Annotated in this window: 24 protein-coding genes; all 24 read left to right on the top strand. The window is 57.7% G+C overall.

The genetic code is table 11. The features are described from left to right. The first annotated feature begins 123 nt into the window (after window positions 1–123). The 24 genes from F3H58_RS05975 to F3H58_RS05875 all read left to right on the top strand — a co-directional run bounded on the left by F3H58_RS05975 (window position 124) and on the right by F3H58_RS05875 (window position 18,487). The gene (locus F3H58_RS05975; protein ID WP_188128795.1) at window positions 124–801 is read left to right on the top strand and encodes a hypothetical protein; all 678 of its coding nucleotides are present in this window, start codon (window positions 124–126) and stop codon (window positions 799–801) included. 349 nt (window positions 802–1,150) lie between these two features. Then, the gene (locus tag F3H58_RS05970; RefSeq protein WP_149741539.1) at window positions 1,151–1,834 is read left to right on the top strand and encodes an ssDNA-binding protein; all 684 of its coding nucleotides are present in this window, start codon (window positions 1,151–1,153) and stop codon (window positions 1,832–1,834) included. 2 nt (window positions 1,835–1,836) lie between these two features. Then, window positions 1,837–2,259 carry an endodeoxyribonuclease gene (locus tag F3H58_RS05965; protein ID WP_113049071.1) on the top strand — a complete coding sequence of 141 codons (423 nt, stop codon included), beginning with the start codon at window positions 1,837–1,839 and terminating at the stop codon, window positions 2,257–2,259. Next, a complete protein-coding gene (locus F3H58_RS05960) occupies window positions 2,256–2,900 on the top strand; it encodes an N-acetylmuramoyl-L-alanine amidase (RefSeq protein ID WP_210246911.1) in 645 nt (214 codons plus the stop codon). Before F3H58_RS05965 ends, F3H58_RS05960 begins: the two co-directional genes overlap by 4 nt. 106 nt (window positions 2,901–3,006) lie before the next feature. Further along, entirely contained in the window at window positions 3,007–3,189 is a 183-nt protein-coding gene (locus F3H58_RS05955; protein WP_149741537.1) for a hypothetical protein, read from the top strand. A gap of 4 nt (window positions 3,190–3,193) precedes the next feature. Continuing rightward, on the top strand, window positions 3,194–3,406 hold the full coding sequence (locus F3H58_RS05950; protein ID WP_113090377.1) for a helix-turn-helix domain-containing protein: 213 nt from the start codon (window positions 3,194–3,196) through the stop codon (window positions 3,404–3,406). Between the two features lies 1 nt (window position 3,407). Continuing rightward, window positions 3,408–3,767, top strand: a complete 360-nt coding sequence (locus F3H58_RS05945) for a hypothetical protein (RefSeq protein ID WP_149741536.1) — start codon at window positions 3,408–3,410, stop codon at window positions 3,765–3,767. Further along, window positions 3,767–3,907, top strand: a complete 141-nt coding sequence (locus F3H58_RS27135; protein WP_188128794.1) for a hypothetical protein — start codon at window positions 3,767–3,769, stop codon at window positions 3,905–3,907. Before F3H58_RS05945 ends, F3H58_RS27135 begins: the two co-directional genes overlap by 1 nt. Before the next feature lie 20 nt (window positions 3,908–3,927). Then, window positions 3,928–4,104 carry a hypothetical protein gene (locus F3H58_RS27130; RefSeq protein ID WP_188128793.1) on the top strand — a complete coding sequence of 59 codons (177 nt, stop codon included), beginning with the start codon at window positions 3,928–3,930 and terminating at the stop codon, window positions 4,102–4,104. 2 nt (window positions 4,105–4,106) lie between these two features. After that, complete coding sequence (locus F3H58_RS27125; RefSeq protein WP_188128792.1) at window positions 4,107–4,271, top strand: hypothetical protein; 165 nt, start codon at window positions 4,107–4,109, stop codon at window positions 4,269–4,271. A 10-nt stretch (window positions 4,272–4,281) separates the two neighbouring features. Beyond that, window positions 4,282–5,913 carry a toprim domain-containing protein gene (locus tag F3H58_RS05940; RefSeq protein WP_210246910.1) on the top strand — a complete coding sequence of 544 codons (1,632 nt, stop codon included), beginning with the start codon at window positions 4,282–4,284 and terminating at the stop codon, window positions 5,911–5,913. A gap of 115 nt (window positions 5,914–6,028) precedes the next feature. After that, a complete protein-coding gene (locus F3H58_RS05935) occupies window positions 6,029–6,793 on the top strand; it encodes a hypothetical protein (RefSeq protein WP_113090373.1) in 765 nt (254 codons plus the stop codon). A gap of 9 nt (window positions 6,794–6,802) precedes the next feature. Then, complete coding sequence (locus F3H58_RS05930; RefSeq protein WP_149741535.1) at window positions 6,803–7,405, top strand: hypothetical protein; 603 nt, start codon at window positions 6,803–6,805, stop codon at window positions 7,403–7,405. Window positions 7,406–7,459: 54 nt separating this feature from the next. Next, window positions 7,460–9,511: a DNA polymerase gene (locus F3H58_RS05925; RefSeq protein ID WP_210246909.1), complete on the top strand. Its 2,052-nt coding sequence runs from the start codon at window positions 7,460–7,462 to the stop codon at window positions 9,509–9,511. Continuing rightward, window positions 9,483–9,704 (top strand): hypothetical protein, encoded by a 222-nt coding sequence (locus F3H58_RS05920; protein ID WP_149741534.1) that lies wholly within the window; start codon window positions 9,483–9,485, stop codon window positions 9,702–9,704. The genes F3H58_RS05925 and F3H58_RS05920 overlap by 29 nt, the downstream gene beginning before the upstream one ends. Beyond that, window positions 9,701–10,447 carry an exonuclease gene (locus F3H58_RS05915; RefSeq protein WP_149741533.1) on the top strand — a complete coding sequence of 249 codons (747 nt, stop codon included), beginning with the start codon at window positions 9,701–9,703 and terminating at the stop codon, window positions 10,445–10,447. Before F3H58_RS05920 ends, F3H58_RS05915 begins: the two co-directional genes overlap by 4 nt. Then, window positions 10,423–11,004, top strand: a complete 582-nt coding sequence (locus F3H58_RS05910; protein WP_149741532.1) for a deoxynucleotide monophosphate kinase family protein — start codon at window positions 10,423–10,425, stop codon at window positions 11,002–11,004. The genes F3H58_RS05915 and F3H58_RS05910 overlap by 25 nt, the downstream gene beginning before the upstream one ends. Before the next feature lie 448 nt (window positions 11,005–11,452). Continuing rightward, on the top strand, window positions 11,453–12,994 hold the full coding sequence (locus F3H58_RS05905; protein ID WP_149741531.1) for a portal protein: 1,542 nt from the start codon (window positions 11,453–11,455) through the stop codon (window positions 12,992–12,994). A 3-nt stretch (window positions 12,995–12,997) separates the two neighbouring features. After that, window positions 12,998–13,222: a hypothetical protein gene (locus F3H58_RS05900; RefSeq protein ID WP_149741530.1), complete on the top strand. Its 225-nt coding sequence runs from the start codon at window positions 12,998–13,000 to the stop codon at window positions 13,220–13,222. Further along, entirely contained in the window at window positions 13,222–13,995 is a 774-nt protein-coding gene (locus tag F3H58_RS05895; RefSeq protein WP_149741529.1) for a capsid assembly protein, read from the top strand. The genes F3H58_RS05900 and F3H58_RS05895 overlap by 1 nt, the downstream gene beginning before the upstream one ends. Before the next feature lie 18 nt (window positions 13,996–14,013). Further along, window positions 14,014–14,253 carry a hypothetical protein gene (locus F3H58_RS05890; RefSeq protein ID WP_113090363.1) on the top strand — a complete coding sequence of 80 codons (240 nt, stop codon included), beginning with the start codon at window positions 14,014–14,016 and terminating at the stop codon, window positions 14,251–14,253. Between the two features lie 221 nt (window positions 14,254–14,474). Continuing rightward, window positions 14,475–15,449, top strand: coding sequence for a phage capsid protein (locus tag F3H58_RS05885; protein WP_113090362.1), 975 nt, complete (start codon window positions 14,475–14,477; stop codon window positions 15,447–15,449). Between the two features lie 93 nt (window positions 15,450–15,542). Continuing rightward, a complete protein-coding gene (locus tag F3H58_RS05880) occupies window positions 15,543–16,124 on the top strand; it encodes a phage tail tubular protein A (protein WP_149741528.1) in 582 nt (193 codons plus the stop codon). Continuing rightward, window positions 16,121–18,487: a phage nozzle protein gene (locus F3H58_RS05875; RefSeq protein WP_149741527.1), complete on the top strand. Its 2,367-nt coding sequence runs from the start codon at window positions 16,121–16,123 to the stop codon at window positions 18,485–18,487. The genes F3H58_RS05880 and F3H58_RS05875 overlap by 4 nt, the downstream gene beginning before the upstream one ends.

Raw genomic sequence — 18,487 nt, 5'->3', positions numbered from 1 at the left:
GTAAGCCCGGTCACCAAGCAGCACTCAACATCCAAAACGCACAGCGCATGTTGAACCAGACAGTCGCCCAGGTTCGGGCTGGCTTTCGTCTGGTCAAGCGCACCTGACAAATAGGAAATGCGAATGACGAACCTAACGCCCGCGATATACGGCGCAGCCCCGAAAGACTTGGGCGAAATGAAGCTCGACACTTCCGAGATGATGTTCTGGCTCTACCTGCCAATCAAGATGCCCGGAACATATTCCGAGCAGTTGCCCAAGCAACTCGACCCATACTTGGAGGTCATCGACCGCGTTTATATGGACGTGATCAAGACCTACGGACGGCAGCGCTGGAAGGACAGCTACGTCTACCTTTCGGTCAAGGTTCTGCATGTCACCCCCGATGCCCCCGGTAATCGCCCTGGCTGGCACAGTGATGGCTTCCTTACAGATGACCTGAACTACATCTGGGCCGACCGTAACCCGACTGAGTTCTTCATCACCGACCGGCCCTTTAAGGTGGTCGAAAACCATAAGGAATCGATGCAAGTCTTCGACCGTATGGCAACCTACACTCTACCCTCAGCAGGTGACCGCCTCGAACACGCCAAGGTCAACCACCTCTACCGCCTAGATCAGACCGTCATCCATCGGGTGTCACTGAATGTTGACAGCGGCAAGCGGGCGTTCGTGAAGGTCTCGATTTCCGACAAGCCTTACGTCCAGCTCGGCAACTCTATCAACCACCTTCTGCCTGAACATCCGCGTCCTTCGTTGGTACGTCAGGCCGAGCGCAACTGCCCGCAGGGTGGTGCATGATCTACCTCCGCATCCGAGGCAAGGTGGCACGTGTCGTGGACTGCCCTCGTTGCAATGGCTCAGGTGTTAGAACGTTGCGGTCGGGAAGCGTTCTCATATTGCAGCCTGACGGTAGCCTGTCCGAGATGATGACGGGTCATACTTGGCGCTGCCGCTGCCAAGCTGGAAAGATCGTGACCCATCCTTGGACCCGAGGACGCAGCCTGCCTCCCTTAATCGCAGCCAATATCCACCGCCGCTGAGCGATTACCCCTCACCATAGCAATTCTCATAACCGCCCAAGCTCGCCCCCTGCGCCACCTCGGCCAGGGGGTTTTTCTGTTTGGGCCAAGCCAACGGAAATTCAACAATGGCAAAAGCCCCCCAGCGTCCAACCCTCACTTCCATGAAGGGCGCTTTCAAATTCCCCAAGCTCACCGTGCCGGACACCAAGTTCAAGGCCGAGGGTGAGTATTCCGTCAAACTCGTGGTCGCATCCGATGCCCCCGGCGTGGCTGACTTGATCAGCAAGTGCGACAAGGCCGCAGCCGACAGTCTCAAGGAAGCCAAGGCAAACGCGAAGAACGTGGCCGAGGCCAAGAAGTGGGAGACGAAGTATCTTCCCTACGCCTACCTCGAAGACGAAGAGACCGGCGAACCCACGGGTGAAGTCGAGTTCAAGTTCACGATGAAAGCTTCCGGCGTCTCGAAGAAGACCGGCAAGCCGTGGACCCGCAAGCCCTCGCTGTTCGATGCCAAGGGCAAGCCGATCAAGGACGAGCCGGAAATCGGTGGTGGCACCATCGGCAAGATCAGCTTCCAGATTATCCCCTATGCCCCGACCACAACGGTGGGTGCTTCCGCCAAGCTGGCTCTCGAAGCCGTCCAGATTATCGAGCTGCGTCAGTTCGGGGACAAGTCCGCATCCGCCTACGGCTTCGGTGAGGAAGAAGGCTACGAGTACACCAAGGACGAAGACGACGACAGCACGTTCCCCGATGGTGACGAGGACCAGTCCGGCGCTCCTGATGAAGAAGAGATGGTGGACTTCTAATCATGGGATACCGCACCCCCGCCGACAAGCTGGGGGATGTGGGCCTGCGTGAAGGCTTTCGCTCAGGGCTAGAGGAGAAGGTTGCAGACCAGCTCCGTGCCCTGGGCATCGAAGTGAAGTTCGAAGAGCGCCGTGTGAAATACACCAAGCCTGCCCGAACGGCCACCTACACCCCGGACTTCGAGCTGCCGAATGGCATCATCATCGAAACCAAGGGTCGCTTCGTCACTGCCGACCGTCAGAAGCATATCCTCATCAAGGGCCAGCATCCCGAGCTGGACATCCGCTTCGTCTTCTCAAACTCGAAGGCGAAAATCTCCAAGACCTCCGCGACGACTTACGCCGACTGGTGCCGCAAGAACGGTTTCCAATTCGCGGACAAGACCATCCCCCTCGGGTGGATCAAGGAAACCCCATGTCAATGAAATCCCGTACCCGCACGGACTACATCGCCGTGCATTGTGCGGCCACGCGACCATCCCAGGACATTGGCCGCGCTGACATCGACCGCTGGCACCGCGCCAAAGGCTGGTTGATGATCGGCTATCACTTCGTCATCCGCCGCGATGGTCGTGTTGAAACCGGGCGTCCGGTTGATGCTATCGGCGCTCACGTCGAAGGCTACAATTCCGTCTCGGTCGGCATCTGCCTTGCTGGTGGTGTCGATGAACATGGCCGCAGCCAGGACAACTTCACGCCTGCTCAGTATGCAGCGCTGGCCGAGTTGCTCATCGAACTCAAGGCCAAGTATCCCAAGGCCACCATCCAGGGCCACCGGGACTTCCCGAAGGTCGCCAAGGACTGCCCATGCTTCGACGTGCGGAGCTGGGTGAACCAGACCGGCGTGTTCCTCACGAAGGAACCCGTGGTCAATCCCAAGCCCGTCGAAGGTACGCCGAAGAAGGCACCGAAGGACAACGGCTGGGCGTACCACACGATTGTCGAGGGTGACACACTGTTCGCCCTGGGCCGCAAGTATGGCGTCTCGGTCGATCAGATCACGGCGCTCAATCCAGGCATCCGGGTCAAGTCCCTCAAGATCGGCCAGACCGTCCGCGTCCGCTGATTACCCCTCACCATAGCAATCCTCACACTCACCCTCGGTCCACTCGGGCCGGGGGGCTTCTGTGTTTCCAGCGCCAATGCGCAATCAACAACCGATAGGAAATCCAATGCCCGTTTCTCGCACTCGCCCCATCCCGACTTCCGCTGAGCGCACCCTTCACCCGACCAAGGGTTACCGCAAGGTGAGCATGAAGCGCTCCCTCGCTGCTGCTGCCACTGCTGCAATCAAGTCCGGCAAGGTCTCCGCCGATCTCAACCAGATGCGCAACTTCCTCAAGCACGGAGCCTGAGCCTATGACGACCAAGATTGAACGCATCCGCCAGCACTTCTTGTCTGGCCGCTCTCTCACCCAGCTCGAAGCTATCGGCCTCTATGGTGCATTCCGGCTCGCCGCCCGTGTCCACGAACTCAAGGCCAGCGGCATGAAGATCGATACGAAGATGAAGGAAGACCCGAACGGTTCGCCGTATGCGGAATACAGCCTTCGCAGCAAGAGGGTCCGCTAAGATGAACCAGCAGCAAGCAAAATATACCATCGCTCGAATTGATCAGCTCGAAGCAAGGAAGCTCGAAGAACTGAGGAAGGCTTGCACCACGCCAGCCAAGCGGCTCGCTAGCCATGAGCGGGCAGACCTCATCCGTAAGGGCAAGGTCAAGCTGCGGGCAGACTGCACCGACATCAACTACCACACCGATGTCGTCAACGCCTTCGACTTCTCCAAGCATGAGTGGTCCGAGCGGCTCTCTGATGATCACGAGGCACGAGCCGCAGCGGTCAAGGCTCAGGCCAGCCGGGTGCGGGACGAGGTGATGCTGGGCGACAACGCTGAGGCGCTCAAGCTGCTTCGTGAGTTTGCGGGGGAATGATGGCCGCATCCAACTTCCTCCCGGAACCCGAAAAGTTCCTCACCTTCCTCATCGTGCTCACCGTTGTTCTGGCTTTCGTTCTCTTGAGCGGGTGCCAGCACCAGCCGCCCGGTGAAAACCTCTGGCTCCTCGTTCGATGAAGAGCCGGAGGCCACCCTTAGTGCGCCTCCCGATTACCTCACTCGATACCGTCATCACCATGATCGTCACCAGCTACGCCAAGGCGCTGGCCGGTGCGGTCTCTCGGCGTGAGCTGACAACGGAGCAGGCTCTCCAGATCACCGACAATGCAGACGTTCTGATGCTCGAAGGCATCCAGACGCTTCCCAAGGAATAACCATGGAATATCTCATTCGCTTCATCGGCCTGCTGATCGCTGGCCTTATTTGGGCTGGCATCATCAAGCTCGCCGCTTGGTCGTTTGGCTACTCTGCTCCGTTCCTCGGCTCCTGGGTGCTGGGCTACGTGATCTCTCTTCTCGTAACGATGATCAACCGTCGATAACCACCGACGCATGACAGAAGAAAGCTCCTTCGTTCGCAAGGAGCCATGCCCCAAGTGCGGCTCAAGGGACAACCTTGGCCGGTACTCGGACGGTCACGCCCATTGCTATGGCTGCGGCTACCGCGAGCGGGGCGATGGCTCCAGCTACACCCCATCAAAATCCAAAGGCACCATCATGTTTGACCCTATCCAGGGCGAGTACCGCGCTTTGCCGAAGCGGGGGCTGACCGAAGAGACGTGCCGAAAGTTCGGCTATCTGGTCGGCCAGAACAAACACGGCAAGACCGTGCAGGCCGCTCCTTACTATGACGAAGAAGGCAACCTCGTGGGCCAGAAGACCCGCGATGCGGACAAGAACTTCTCCTTCCTCGGCTCCTCTCGTGACGCCCTTCTTTTCGGGCAACACCTTTGGCCGTCCGGTGGTCGCCGGGTGGTGATAACCGAAGGTGAGATCGATGCAATGTCGGTCTCCCAGGTTCAGAACCACAAGTGGCCCGTGGTCTCCATCCCGAATGGTGCCCAGGGTGCCAAGAAGTCCCTCGCCAAAAACCTCGAATGGCTGAACTCATTTGAGGAAGTCGTCCTGATGTTCGATCAGGATGAACCCGGCAAGGAAGCGACCCGAGCGTGTCTCGATCTCTTCCCATCGGGCAAGGTCAAGATTGCCGAGCTTCCCCGCAAGGACGCCAATGAGATGCTCATGGCAGGCGAGGGGGACAAGATCGTTCAGGCCGCGTGGAACGCTAAGACCCACCGACCGGACGGCATTGTCACCCTCGGGGACATCAAGGAAAAGCTCCTCAAGCCAATCGAATGGGGTCTCCCATGGTGGCTCGGCTCTCTCACGGACCTAACCTATGGCCGTCGCTATGGTGAACTTTATGCTCTCGGGGCTGGCACGGGTATCGGCAAGACCGACTTCCTCACCCAGCAGATTGTCTTCGATATCACCGAGCTTAACCAGCCGGTCGGCCTATTCTTCCTTGAGCAGCAGCCCGAGGAAACCGGACGGCGTGTAGCCGGAAAGCTTGCCGGTCGTCGCTTCCATGTTCCCGATGCGGGATGGACCGAAGGCGAATTGACCCAGGCCGTGGACCAGCTCGAAGCTGGCGGCAAGCTCTTCCTCTATGACAGCTTCGGTGCGACCGACTGGGAAGTCATCCGCGAAACTATGCGGTTCCTCAACAAGTCTGAGGGCGTCCGCATCTTTTACCTCGACCACCTCACGGCACTCGCTGCCGCCGAGGAGGATGAGCGCAAGGCCCTCGAAGTCATCATGGCTGAGATCGGCGGTCTCGTGAAAGAGCTGGACTGCATGATCATCCTCATCAGTCACTTAGCTACCCCCGAGGGCAAGCCCCACGAGGAAGGTGGTCGCGTCATGATCAGGCATTTCAAAGGCTCCCGAAGCATCGGCTTCTGGTGCCATTACATGTTTGGCCTGGAGCGCGATCAGCAGCACGAGAATGAGGAGCTTCGGTCTATCACCACCTTCCGGGTTTTGAAGGACCGATACACCGGCCAAGCAACTGGCAAGGTCATTTATCTCGGTTATGAGCAAGAGACCGGGCGGCTCTTCGAGACCACTCTGCCCGAAGAGCGTCCGTTCGAAAACGAGACTTCCGACGACATTCCATTCTAGGAATTTCATCCTCACTATCCACAACCAGAAACAGAATAGGAAATTTGTCCTAGCTCTTTGCCGTGCTTTGAGTTACACAAATGTTCCTGTTCTGTTCTAATTTAGGGAACCGCAAATGATGCACCAAGACACCAGCATGCACGTCCTCTCCGCAGTAGCCGCAATTGGTGCACTCGGGAAAGAGAACAGGGAACTATCTGGCGACAACCAGAAACTCATCAGGGGAGCAGCCAATCAGGCCGCGACTATTCGGACGCTCGAAGAGCGCAACTCCAAGCTGGAAGCCGAGGTCACCCTTGAAAAGTACAATGTCGAGTTCCTGAAAAACCAGGGCCGAAAGACGCGGTTCAAGAACAGGGAAACCAAGAAGGCTTTGGGCCAAGCCCGAAACCATCTAGGCCAAGTTCTCGACCGGGCCGAACGCGCAGAAGCAGCGAACGCAACGCTTAGCGCCGCAATGAGCAAGCTTGTCGCGGAGAAGGTGAAGCTCTTGGAAGAGAAGGAAAAGCTGGAACTCGCCATTGACCGCATGGTCGAAGGTGAGCGTCTGCCATTCCAGATCGTCACCGAGAAAGCACCATTCAACGTCCTCGTCTACAAAGGCGGTCCTAAGGATTTTCAGATGGATCAAGTCGTGGTCCGTCAGCTCGGGATGTCCCTTCGTATCGCCCCTGAACATCGCCGTGATCTTCTGGCGCATGCCGCTATGGCAAAGGAAGCTGCCGCAAAGGTTTCCGAGAAGATGGAGCTGGCAATCCTCGAAGCACTCCGAGGTGAGCCGGTGACCCATGGCGAGATCAACCAAGCTCGCCACGCATATTACGTCGAGCGCACCAAGCGCTTTATGGACCCCGACCTCTACCGTCACCCGCTTTTCTAAGGAAACCTCATGCACTCTCTGCACAACATATTCCCCAACGTGGGAGCGCTTCCGGCTGCTTGGAAGACGGAACTTTTCTGGCTCGGCGCTACTGCCTATCCCTTCAAGCCTGTCCTTTCGGGCGGCGCGCTTCGTGACCATTTCCATGGTGCTGAGGTGAAAGACCTTGACGTCTTCCTACCGTATGGTCCGGGTCTCGTGTCCGCTATTGATGCAGCCCTCCAGTCCTCCGGCTGGCTACTGACCCAATCCATACCGCCTTCTTGCGCTGGCCTAGGTGAAGTCGTGGAAGTCCGAGGCTACCAGAAGGACGGCGAGACCGATCTCAACATCATCTTCCTAGACCCCGGTGTCGATTACTCGGCTCTCGGTGTCGCCCAGCGGAATGACTTCGGTATTTGCCAGATCGCCGCCTGGATCGAGGATGACGAGTGGCGCTTCGAATATACCGATGCCTTCATTGAAGACGTGATGGCGAAAACCTTCACTCTGCTTCGGGAGGGTGACGAAGCCCGCAGTCTGCGCCGCTACGAACGGCTCAAAGAAAAGTACCCCGACCACACCTTGGTCACCCCCAACATTACCCCCACGACGAACCTCCTTCCGATCTAATCGAAGGGGGTTTTTTCTTGCTCGTGGGTGTCACTCCCGCGAGAGGACATCCCCTTGATCTCCCCCCCATTCATCTGGCGGAACCCTGATGGTTCCCCGGTTGCTATCGACGGTCCACGCTATAACTTCGACATTGAGACAAACGGTCTCCTTGATGCCACCGACCGCATCCATTCCATTTGCATGGAAGACCTCGACACCGGGGTCATTTACTCAGCACACGATCACGCCGACACCTGGAAAAACCCGAACGAAGCAGCGGGTATCGTGATCACCATCACCATCGAGCAGGCTGTGCGCTTGCTCATGGAGGCCGGTGAACTCATTGGCCACAACATCATCAAGTTCGACATTCCCGCCATCCAGAAGGTGTTCCCGTGGTTCAAGCCGAAAGGCCGCATCACGGACACCTTGGTCCTCTCTCGCCTCATCTTCCCGAACCTCGGGGACTGGGATGCGAAGCAGTCCCGCAAGGGGAAGTTCCCAGGCAAGCTCATCGGCTCCCACGGCCTTGAAGCCTGGGGCCTTCGCCTCGGAGAGTGGAAGGGTGACTACTCCAAGATGATGGAGGAGCAGGGGCTTGACCCTTGGGCGCACTGGTCTCCTGAAATGCAAACGTATTGCGAGCAGGACATCAGGGTCACTGGGGGTCTCCTCCAGCGGATTGAAGCGAAACGTTATGCTCCTCAATCAATAGAGCTGGAGCATGCCTTCGCCACCATCATCGCAATGCAGGAGCGTTACGGCTTCGGCTTCGATGAAGAGGGCGCTGCTCGTCTCTATTCCACTTTGATCGCCAAGCGGCAGGAGATCGCGGAGAAGCTCAAGGTTTCCTTCCCGCCGATCACCGTCCGAACCCCGTATGTCCCCAAGGTCAACAACAAGACCAAGGGGTGGGTCAAAGGCGTACCGACCTTCAAAGAGAAGGTTGTCGAGTTCAACCCATCATCCCGCCAGATGATCGCCCAGCGCCTCAAGGACTTCGGCTGGGAACCCGAGGAGTTTACGCCGAATGGCCAACCGAAGGTCGATGAAACAATCCTCTCAAAGCTCCCCTGGCCAGAAGCCAAGGTTCTTGCTCATCACTTCCTTATCGAAAAGCGAATTGGCCAGCTGGCCGAAGGAGATCAAGCCTGGCTGCGTCTTGTCCGTAAAGGACGCATCCATGGTGGCGTCAATACGAATGGTGCCGTTACCGGGCGTTGTACCCACTCTCGTCCCAATGTCGCCCAGGTGCCCTCAGTCGGCGCACCATATGGTGAAGACTGCCGAGCATTGTTCTGTGTCGCCAAAGGCCGGAAGCTGGTCGGCGCTGATCTCTCGGGCCTGGAGCTTCGCTGTCTCGCTCACTTCATGGCTCGCTATGATGACGGCGAGTATGGCCGGATGCTTCTCGAAGGGGACATCCACTGGGTCAACGTCCTCGCCCTTGGCTTCGTCCCAGCCGGGACCGAGCGTGATGAGGAACGATTCCCCATCCACAAGCTCTTTCGAGGCGGGGCCAAGACGTTCATCTACGGCTTCCTCTATGGTGCCGGTGATGCGAAAGCCGGGTCTATTGTGGCAGACATCGCCATGCGTGAAGTCCGAGACGGCCTAGGCTGCTCGGTTTACAAGCGGTATTTCCCAGCCAAGAATGAGCTGGGGTATAACCCAAGCCCGAGTGAGGATGACCTCAAGCGGGTAGGGAAGCGCCTCAAGAAGAGCTTCCTGGATAAGACCCCAGCCATCGCGAAACTTCGTGAAGCTGTAAAGAAGGCCGCAGAACGCGGTTACCTCATTGGCCTGGACGGACGCAAGCTCCACATCCGGTCACCCCATGCAGCCCTCAACACCCTCCTGCAATCCGCAGGTGCCCTCATCGCCAAGCAGGCGACCGTCTTTGCGTATCTGGAGCTATCCAGACGTGGATATCAATTCGGACGTGACTTCGCCATCGTGGCGCATGTGCATGACGAATTGCAGGTCGATGCCCGCGAACCAATCGCCACCGAAGTCGGAGAAGTCCTCGTCCAGTCGATGAGGGATTGCACCGCTCACTTCAAGTTTCGCTGCCCAATCGACGGAGAGTTCAAAATTGGCAACAACTGGAAAGAAACTCACTGACGTTCTCAGCCGCGCTTGGCATGGCCCTTTCAAGACCAAGAGCGATTTTGCACGAGAAAACGCTGACATGATCGGCATGGCCGCATCTGACGGCTTCATTACCACCCGCATCGCCACCGGCATGTATGGCCGCGAATGGCGCATTACCGCCTCTGGTATCCAGCACCTCCACACCCTGCGGGGTGAAGCATGAGCCGAACCCTCCTAATCGACGCTGACGTGGTGGCCTATCAAGCTGCTGCAGTTTGCGAAACAGCGACCGACTGGGGCGATGGATACTGGACGTGGCATGCTGATGAGAACGAGGCGAAAGCCAAGGTTCTCGAAGCCATCGACCGCACAATGGCCGAGTTGGAAGGCACGGCTATCAAGCTCTGCCTCACCGACAGCGAAGGTAACTTCCGGTTTGGCGTCCTGCCTTCCTACAAAGGAAACCGGAAGGGCACCAAGAAACCCTTGGTCCTCAAGGCGATCAAGCAGTGGCTCATTGATGAGCATGACGCCTACTTCCGCCCCGGCCTAGAAGGTGACGACTGCATGGGCATCCTCGCCACTGCAAACGTCATCAAGGGCGAGAAGGTCATCGTCTCCATCGATAAGGACATGAAGACCATCCCCGGCCTTTTCGTCCATCGCCTTGAAGACGGCATCATGGAAATCTCCGAAAGCGAGGCCGACTACTGGCACCTCTACCAGACGCTCACCGGGGACACCACGGACGGCTATGCCGGTTGCCCTGGGGTCGGCCCGAAGAAAGCCGAGGCTCTCCTTGGGGATAACCCGAGCTGGGCCACGGTCGTCAAGGCATTCGAAAAGGCCGGTCTCACTGAGGCCGATGCTCTCCAGCAGGCCCGCGTTGCCCGCATCCTCCGCGCATCCGATTACGACTTCAAGAAAAAGGAACCAATCCTTTGGACCCCAAGAACCCCAACCTGATTGCCTTCTATTCGCCTGCGGCACAGATGGGGAAATCCACGGCAACCCGGCTCCTCAAAGAGGGGCTGGGCTACCAGAACGTTAAGTTCGCGGACCCCCTCAAGGCAATGACCCGCTGCTTCCTGGAGCAGATCGGCGTCCCTCCTGAACAAATCGAAGACTACGTTGAGGGTCACCTCAAGGAAGAACCCCTCACGGAGTTCGGCTTTGACGGTCTCACCACTCGCAAGATCATGCAGACCCTCGGTAAAGAGTGGGGTCGTGATCAGATCGACCCTAATCTCTGGACAACGATCGCTGCCCGTAAAGCCCGCCGCATCATCGCAGACGGCAAGCGAGTGGTGATCGATGATATGCGCTTCCCGAATGAATACGACCTCGTGAAGAACATGGGTGGCGAGACGTGGTGCGTCTATAACCCCCGCGTGGAAATCCCTGTTTCCGGCCATCAGTCGGAAGGACTTCTCGCCAATCACGCCTTCGATAAAGCCCTCATCAATGCGGGGACGATTGAAGACCTGGAGCAGTCGGTAGCAGAGGCGGTCACCCGCTTCTGATTACCCCTCACCATAGGAGGCTCCCTTCATGTCTCAATCCATTCCACCAATTCCCGAAGGTTTGCTCAAGGAGCTGGAGAAGCGATTTCCCCCAACCTATCCCGACATTTCCCTTTCCGAGCGAGAGCTTTGGGCAAAGGCAGGTGAGGGGAGGATTATCCAATTCCTTCGAAGACAGTTTAACGAGCAGAACGAGGGACGCCTGAAAAGGTCACCCTAATGTGCAAGACCCCTAAAGTGCCCAAGTCGGAGACACCAGCTCCCGCACCGGCACCCCCTGCGCCCTCGGCAGCTACCGCCCAGGGTGATGTCATCCGAGAGGAAGACAACGACACGTCCGTCCAGAAGGCCCGTAAGAAAGGTCGTAACTCTCTTCGCATCAAGCTCGATGCTGGGAACACTGGCGGCTCAACCGGACTGAATATCCCGCAAGCCTAAGGAACCCAGCATGGCCAAGACCGCTGCTGCGCGTTACTCGCAGCTTGAGCGGCTGCGCCAACCGTTCCTTTCCAGGGCCAGAAGCGCAGCGAAACTAACCATTCCCACGCTGCTCCCTCCCGAAGGCCACAATGGCGATGCATCTCTCCCGACCCCTTTCCAGGGCATCGGTGCACGAGGCGTCAACAATCTGGCCTCGAAGCTCCTCCTCGCACTCTTTCCACCGAACAGCCCGATCTTCCGCCTTTTGATTGACGACTTCACGATTGAAGAACTCACGAAGCAGGAAGGCATGAAGGCTCTGGTCGAAGAGGCCCTCGGCAAAGTCGAGCGCGCCGTGATGACGGAGATCGAGGGAGCAGCAATCCGCGTCACCGCCTTCGAAGCGCTCAAGCAGCTCATCGTGGCCGGTAACGTTCTCCTCTACCTTCCACCTGAGGGAGGCATGAGGGCCTACCGATTGGACCGCTTTGTCGTCAAGCGCGACCCCATGGGTAATATCCTTGAGCATATCACCAAGGAGACCGTCGCTCCCGACACGCTGCCCAAGGAGTTCGTTGCCAAACTCGGCCCGAACGCCAAGCAGAAATTCAACAACGCGATGTCGGCGGATAAGACCCTCGATCTCTACACCCATGTCAAACTCGTGAATGGCATGTGGCGCATCTACCAAGAGGTGGAAGGCGTCAAGGTTCCGGGCACTGAGGGTACGTATCCCAAAGGCAAGTCCGCCTGGATACCGCTCCGGTTCACCAAGATCGACGGCGAGGATTATGGCCGTGGCTACGTCGAGGAATACTACGGCGATCTCAAGTCTCTCGAAACGCTAACCAAGGCGATTGTCGAAGGCTCTGCTGCTGCTGCCAAAATCCTCATCCTGGTAAACCCGAATGGGTCCACCAATAAGAAGGTGATTGCGGAAGCACCAAACGGCGCTGTCCGTTCTGGTGACGCCAAAGACGTTACCTTCCTCCAGCTCGATAAGTACGCTGACTTCCGCATCGCCAAGGAAACGATGAGCGAGATTTCGCAGCGGCTTGCTATGGCATTCCTTCTCAACACTGCCATCCAACGGGCAGGGGAGCGGGTAACTGCCGAGGAAATCCGCTACATGGCGGGCGAGCTGGAGGATGCCTTGGGTGGCGTCTATTCCATCCTCTCCCAAGAGTTCCAGCTTCCCCTCGTGTCCCGCATCATGTTCTCCCTAGAACGCACGAGGAAACTTCCGCCGCTGCCCAGTGGCGTGGTGAAGCCCGCTATCACGACCGGCCTTGAAGCTCTTGGTCGTGGTCACGATCAGATGAAGCTCGACAGTCTCCTCCAGCGCTTGGCTCCGCTCGGTCCCGAGGTGCTGGCCGAGTATCTGAACGTTGGCGATTACATCAAGCGCTCCGCAACTGCCATCGGCATCGAAGCCACCGGCCTCGTTCGAAGTGACGAGGAGGTTCAGCAGATGCGCCAGCAGAAGCAACTCCAGCAGATGATACAGCAATTCGTGCCTGAGATGGCCGGTGCTGTCCGCGATCAGCTCAAACCCGAAGCCCAAGGATAACCCATGGAAACCCCCGAAGTCACCCAGCCGGTGACACCGGAGATGCCCGAGGTTGTGCCCGCAGTTACCCCGGAGGTCACCCCTGAGGTGGCCCCCGAGCCTGCGAAGCCGAAGCCCGCCGCCAGCTCCAAGAAACCCAAGAAGACCCCCGAGGTATCCCCGGAACCCGCAACTCAGCCGCAATCGACCGCCCCTTGGTCGCTCGGCTTTACCATCGTGGACAACTGATGACGACTGAAACAACCTCAAATGCAAGTCCGGTAGACGCCCCGAACGGACACGACCAAGCGATGGCCGAGAAGTTCGATGCAGCTCAGGCCAAGTCCGGCCAGCATGAGCAACCGACAACGCCGAAGGTCGAGCGACCGGCTGGCCTCCCGGAGAAGTTCGCTTCTTGGGAAGACATGGCCAAGGCTTACTCCGAGCTGGAGAAGAAGCAGGGCCAGACCACAACGACCCCGGAAGTCCCGGCGAACGCCGAGGACGCCCAGGCCCAGGTCGAAGCTCTCGGCCTCGATTTTAATGCGTTCTCTGCTGAGTATGCGGCAAACGGCGAGCTGTCCCAGGCGACCTATGATGCACTCGCCAAGGCCGGTGTTCCCAAGGAAATCGTAGACGCCTATGTCGCTGGCCAGGAAGCCCAGGCTGCGCAGATGGTCGAGAGCGTTCAGGCCGAGTTCGGTGGTGCCGAAGCTTATGGCCAGATGGTCAACTGGGCTGCGGCTAACATGTCGAAAGCCGAAGTCTCCGCGTTCAACAAGGTGATGGATGGTGGCGACCTTGGCAGCATCAAGCTTGCCATCAGTGGCCTCCAGGCGCGCTACAAATCGGCGGTGGGTGACGAACCGAGCCTCCTCAATGGCGGTAACGGAAACACCGATGTCGATGCATTCCGGTCCACTGCCGAGATCACCTCGGCAATGTCCGACCCCCGCTACGCCAAAGACCCGGCCTACCGTGCCGAGGTCCAGGCCAAAATTGGAAGATCGAACGTCTTCTAATCCAACCAAGGAAAATCAATGGAAATTCTCACGACCGTTTGGGCGTGGCTCCTGTCCAACTGGGAGACACTCCTTGCAATCGCCTTCGCCGTAGAAGTCGTGGCCGTGCAGATCGTGAACCTTACACCCACCCCGGTGGACAATAAGGCTCTGGTCGCACTCCACAAGGTTCTCGTCTTCGTGGCCAATATCGTCCCGAACACCAAGGTCCAGGCAAATCGGGCCGCTGCTGATCAGGCGATGAAGTCCCTGAAATAACTATGATCTTGCTCCTCCCGCTTCGGCGGGCGGGGCACCTTATTCCTGATGATGAAGTCTAGTCACGCTGCGCCAAAGCAATGCGCGGTGACGCAAAGGTAAATCCCGAAAACAACACATGCCGACCCATTGCCCTCTGCGGAGGATAACCTTGGTTCTGCTTGTGACGAGTTCGCTGGAAAGCCTGATCAACTTCCAAACTCATCACAGGAAATCCAAATATGACTGATGCAAATGTAACCCGCCTTGGCCAGATCAACGGCGCTGGTGAAGTCGATGCAACCTTCGCAAAGATTTATGCCGGTGAAGTTCTGACGGCCTTCGAAAAGGCAACGGTTATGACTGATCGCCACATGACGCGCTCCATCTCTTCGGGCAAGTCTGCGGCGTTCCCGGCGACCGGCCTCATCGACGCCTACTACCATACTCCGGGCAAGGAGCTGGTGGGCCAGAAGGTGAACCAGAACGAAGTCCTCATCCATATCGATGACCTCCTGGTCTCGGATGCTTACTTCGCGAATATCGATGAAGCCAAGAACCACTACGACATGCGCTCCATCGTCACGACCGAGCAGGGCCGCAAGCTTGCCCAGGTCATGGACAAGCACGTCCTCCAGGTCGGCGTCCTCGCAGCCCGTGCGGCCAATGCTGTCTCCGGTCTTCCGGGCGGCTCGGTCGTCTTCCAGAACGAGAGCGGTATGCCGAACTCGGCTGACTTTCTCGGCAATGGCGACCATCTGGCCGCAGCTCTCTTTGCTGCTGCGCAGAAGTTCGATGAGAAGGACGTTCCCGAAGAGGACCGTTACGCCTTCGTCCGTCCGGCCCAGTATTACAAGCTGGTCCAGGCCGAGAAGACCATCAACCGCGACTTCGGTGGCGCTGGTGCTTACTCGGACGGCAAGGTCTATCGTGTTGCCGGTATCGAGATCGTGAAGACCAACAACCTCCCGAGCGCCAACATCACGGAAGGCGTCGAAGCCGGTACTTCTGCTCGCTATGCCGGTGACTTCTCGAAGACCGCGATGCTGGTCATGCAGAAGCAGGCCGTTGGCACGGTGAAGCTGCTCGATCTCGGTCTCGACGCTGGTTACGACCCGCGCCGTCAGGCCCACTTCGTGATCTCCAAGTACGCAGTCGGCCACGGCATCCTGCGTCCCCAGGCTGCAATCGAAGTCCGAGCCGCTGCTTCGGCCTAATATCATCCACCTTCGGGTAGAAAACCACAATCGACTAGGGGAGTGAGCTTCGGCTTGCTCCCCTTTTTTTCATCATTTGACCGGAGGCCCGCCATGCTGGCAGAAACCCCCACTACGGTCCTCGAAGCTGTGAACCAGATCATCGCTACCATTGGCGAACCCCCGGTGAACAGTGTGGAGGACAATGGCGTCATTGACGCTGTGATGGCGCTCCAGGCGCTATCTGCGGTGAACCGCGCAGTCCAACTCAAGGGCTGGCATTGGAACACCGAAGAGAACTACCCGATTGCTGCGACGTACCCCGAGGGCGAGCTTCGGCTTCCCAAGAACACCCTCAAGGTGGACACCTCGGGTGCAGATGGTGATCTCGATCTAGTCCACCGTGGCCAGCGGCTTTACGACCGGAAGAACCACACCTTCCAAATCGGTCGGTCGGTGAAGGTGGACATCGTGTTCCTCTTGCCTTTCGAAGAACTTCCCGAAGCTGCCCGAACGTACATCACCGTCAAGGCTGCACGGCGCTTCAATGAGGGACAGATTGGTTCCGAACTTCTCTCGAACTTCACCTTACGCGATGAGCAGATGGCTTTGTTCGCGCTGGAGGAAGCCGAAGGCGAGACCGCTGATTACAACATCCTCGACAATGCATTCATCGGTGAGGTCACCAGCCGATGACATTGATCAGCACGACCATCCCAAACCTCATCAATGGGGTTTCTCAGCAGCCATACTCTCTTCGCTTGTCATCCCAAGCGGAGGCCCAAATCAACGGTTACAGTTCTGTGGTCGAGGGTTTGAAGAAGCGGCCACCTGCGCGCTTCATTGCTAAGATCAGCAATACATCACTGGGCCGCGCTTATATCCACATGATCAACCGCGATGCTACTGAGCGGTATGTAGTGGTGGTAACCAACGGTAACCTCCGGGTTTTCCGCATGGACGGCTCCGAGGTCTCCGTGGCGTTTCCCAACGGCAAAGGCTACCTTGCATCTAGCGCGCCTGATGCCAACTTCGTGGCGGTCACCGTGGCCGACTATACGTTCATCCTCAATCGCGCCATCACGGTCCAGATGGAGGGGACGCTCACACCTACGCGCCAGAAGGAAGCGATGGTATGGGTTCGTCAAGGCGCATATGGCCTCACCTATGGCCTCGACATTGGCGGTTATTACCGTGAGTTCAAGACGCCAGACGGCAGCTCAGCCACACAGTCAAACCAAGTCGCTACAGACTTCATCGCGCAGAACCTCGTAAACCAGCTCAACAACGATGCGGGCTTCGTATCACAATACGCTTTGTCTCTGCATGGCTCGACCATCCATGTTGTGCGGCGAGACGGTGCCGATTTTTATGTCCAGACTAAAGACGGTCTTGGCGACCAGGGCATCAAGGTATGCAAGGATTTCGTCCAGCGCTTCACTGATCTTCCCGCCCGTGCCGTTCATGGGTTCCGGGTGGAAATCCGTGGGGATAGCTCGTCTAGCTTCGACAATTACTGGGTCGAATATGACAACCCAACGGGTGGCAACGCGACCGGAGTTTGGAAAGAAAGCTATCGTGGCGGGCAGCAGTATCGTCTCAACGGTGGGACGCTCCCGTTTGCATTGAAGCGATTGTCCAATGGCACATTCTCATTCGAACAAATTCCATGGGATGCCCGTAAGGTAGGTGACGCCGAAAACATTCCGCCGCCCTCATTCGTCGGGAAGCAGATCAACGACCTATTCTTCCATCGAAACCGCCTCGGCATAGTCGCGGATGAAAACGTTGTCTTCTCCCGGTCGGGCGAGTTCTTCTGTTTCTGGCGCTCTTCGGCAACTCAGCTTCTCGATACAGATACCATTGACGTGGCCGTGAGCCACTCGAAGGTGTCCATCATCCGGCATGCTATCCCGTTCAATGAGACGCTTCTGCTCTTCTCGGACCAAACACAGTTCATGCTTGGGGCCAGCGACATGCTCACCCCGTTCACGATCTCGATCAACCAGACTACCGAGTTCCAAGCATCGCTTTTGGCGAAGCCGGTGGGTGCTGGCCGAAACGTGTACTTCGCAATGAACAAAGGCGCCTTCTCCGGTATCCGGGAATATTACGTCGATGGCGAGACGAAGACCAACGACGCGGCAGACATTACCGCGCACGTGCCCAAGTACATCCCTGGGGGTGTCACGAAGTTGGCTGCAAGCTCAAACGAGGATGTCCTCGTGGCGCTCACGCCGGAAGAGCCGAACGCCCTCTATGTCTACAAATACTACTGGCAAGAGCTGGAGAAGCTCCAATCCTCTTGGTCGAAGTGGACATTAAGCCCCGGCTCCAAAATCCTTTATGTCGATTTTATCGAGAGCGATCTTTGGATGCTTGTCGAGAGGAACGGGCAGGTTTCCTTCGAGGTGATCAGCCTGGAGGCGGGGCGGTTCGATGAGGGGGTGCCCTTCATGTTCGCTCTCGACCAGCGGGTAACCTCCAGTCAGTGCGCGGTTACCTACGATGCCACCTCAGACACCACAAGGATTTCCCTTCCGTACACCGTTGATGCGCCATCGACTTTCCAGATTATCGGCATGGATGAAGGCCCGTATCGTCGCGGTCAAATTGTGCCATTCACCTGGGCCGATCAGCGTTTCGTTGTGAAGGGGAAGGTGACCAAGTTCCTGGTCGGAAGGGTCTTCGAGTTTAGATACACCTTCTCAAAGCTGGTCATCAAGGAAGAGGCGCTAGGCGGTGGGCAGATGACCGTGGGCGCAGGACGCATGCAGCTTCGGCGCATGATCGTAACATTCAACGATACTGGTTACTTCCGAGCGGAGGTCACGCCGTTCCGCCGAGATACCTTCCGATCGATCTTCTCTGGCCGGGTTATCGGCTCAGGCCACAACATCCTCGGCGCTCCATCTATCGAGCAAGGCCGCTTTCGCTTCCCGATCTCGGGCCGGAACGAGGACATCAAGATCGAGATCGTTAACGACACCCCGCTTCCTTGCGCGCTTCTCTCTGCGGAATGGGAGGCCACTTTCATCATCCGCTCAAGGAGAACCTAA

Source organism: Rhizobium sp. NFACC06-2, assembly GCF_900101425.1.
GTDB classification, from domain to species: Bacteria; Pseudomonadota; Alphaproteobacteria; order Rhizobiales; family Rhizobiaceae; genus Agrobacterium; species Agrobacterium leguminum.
This window is presented reverse-complemented; position numbering and strand designations above follow the sequence as displayed.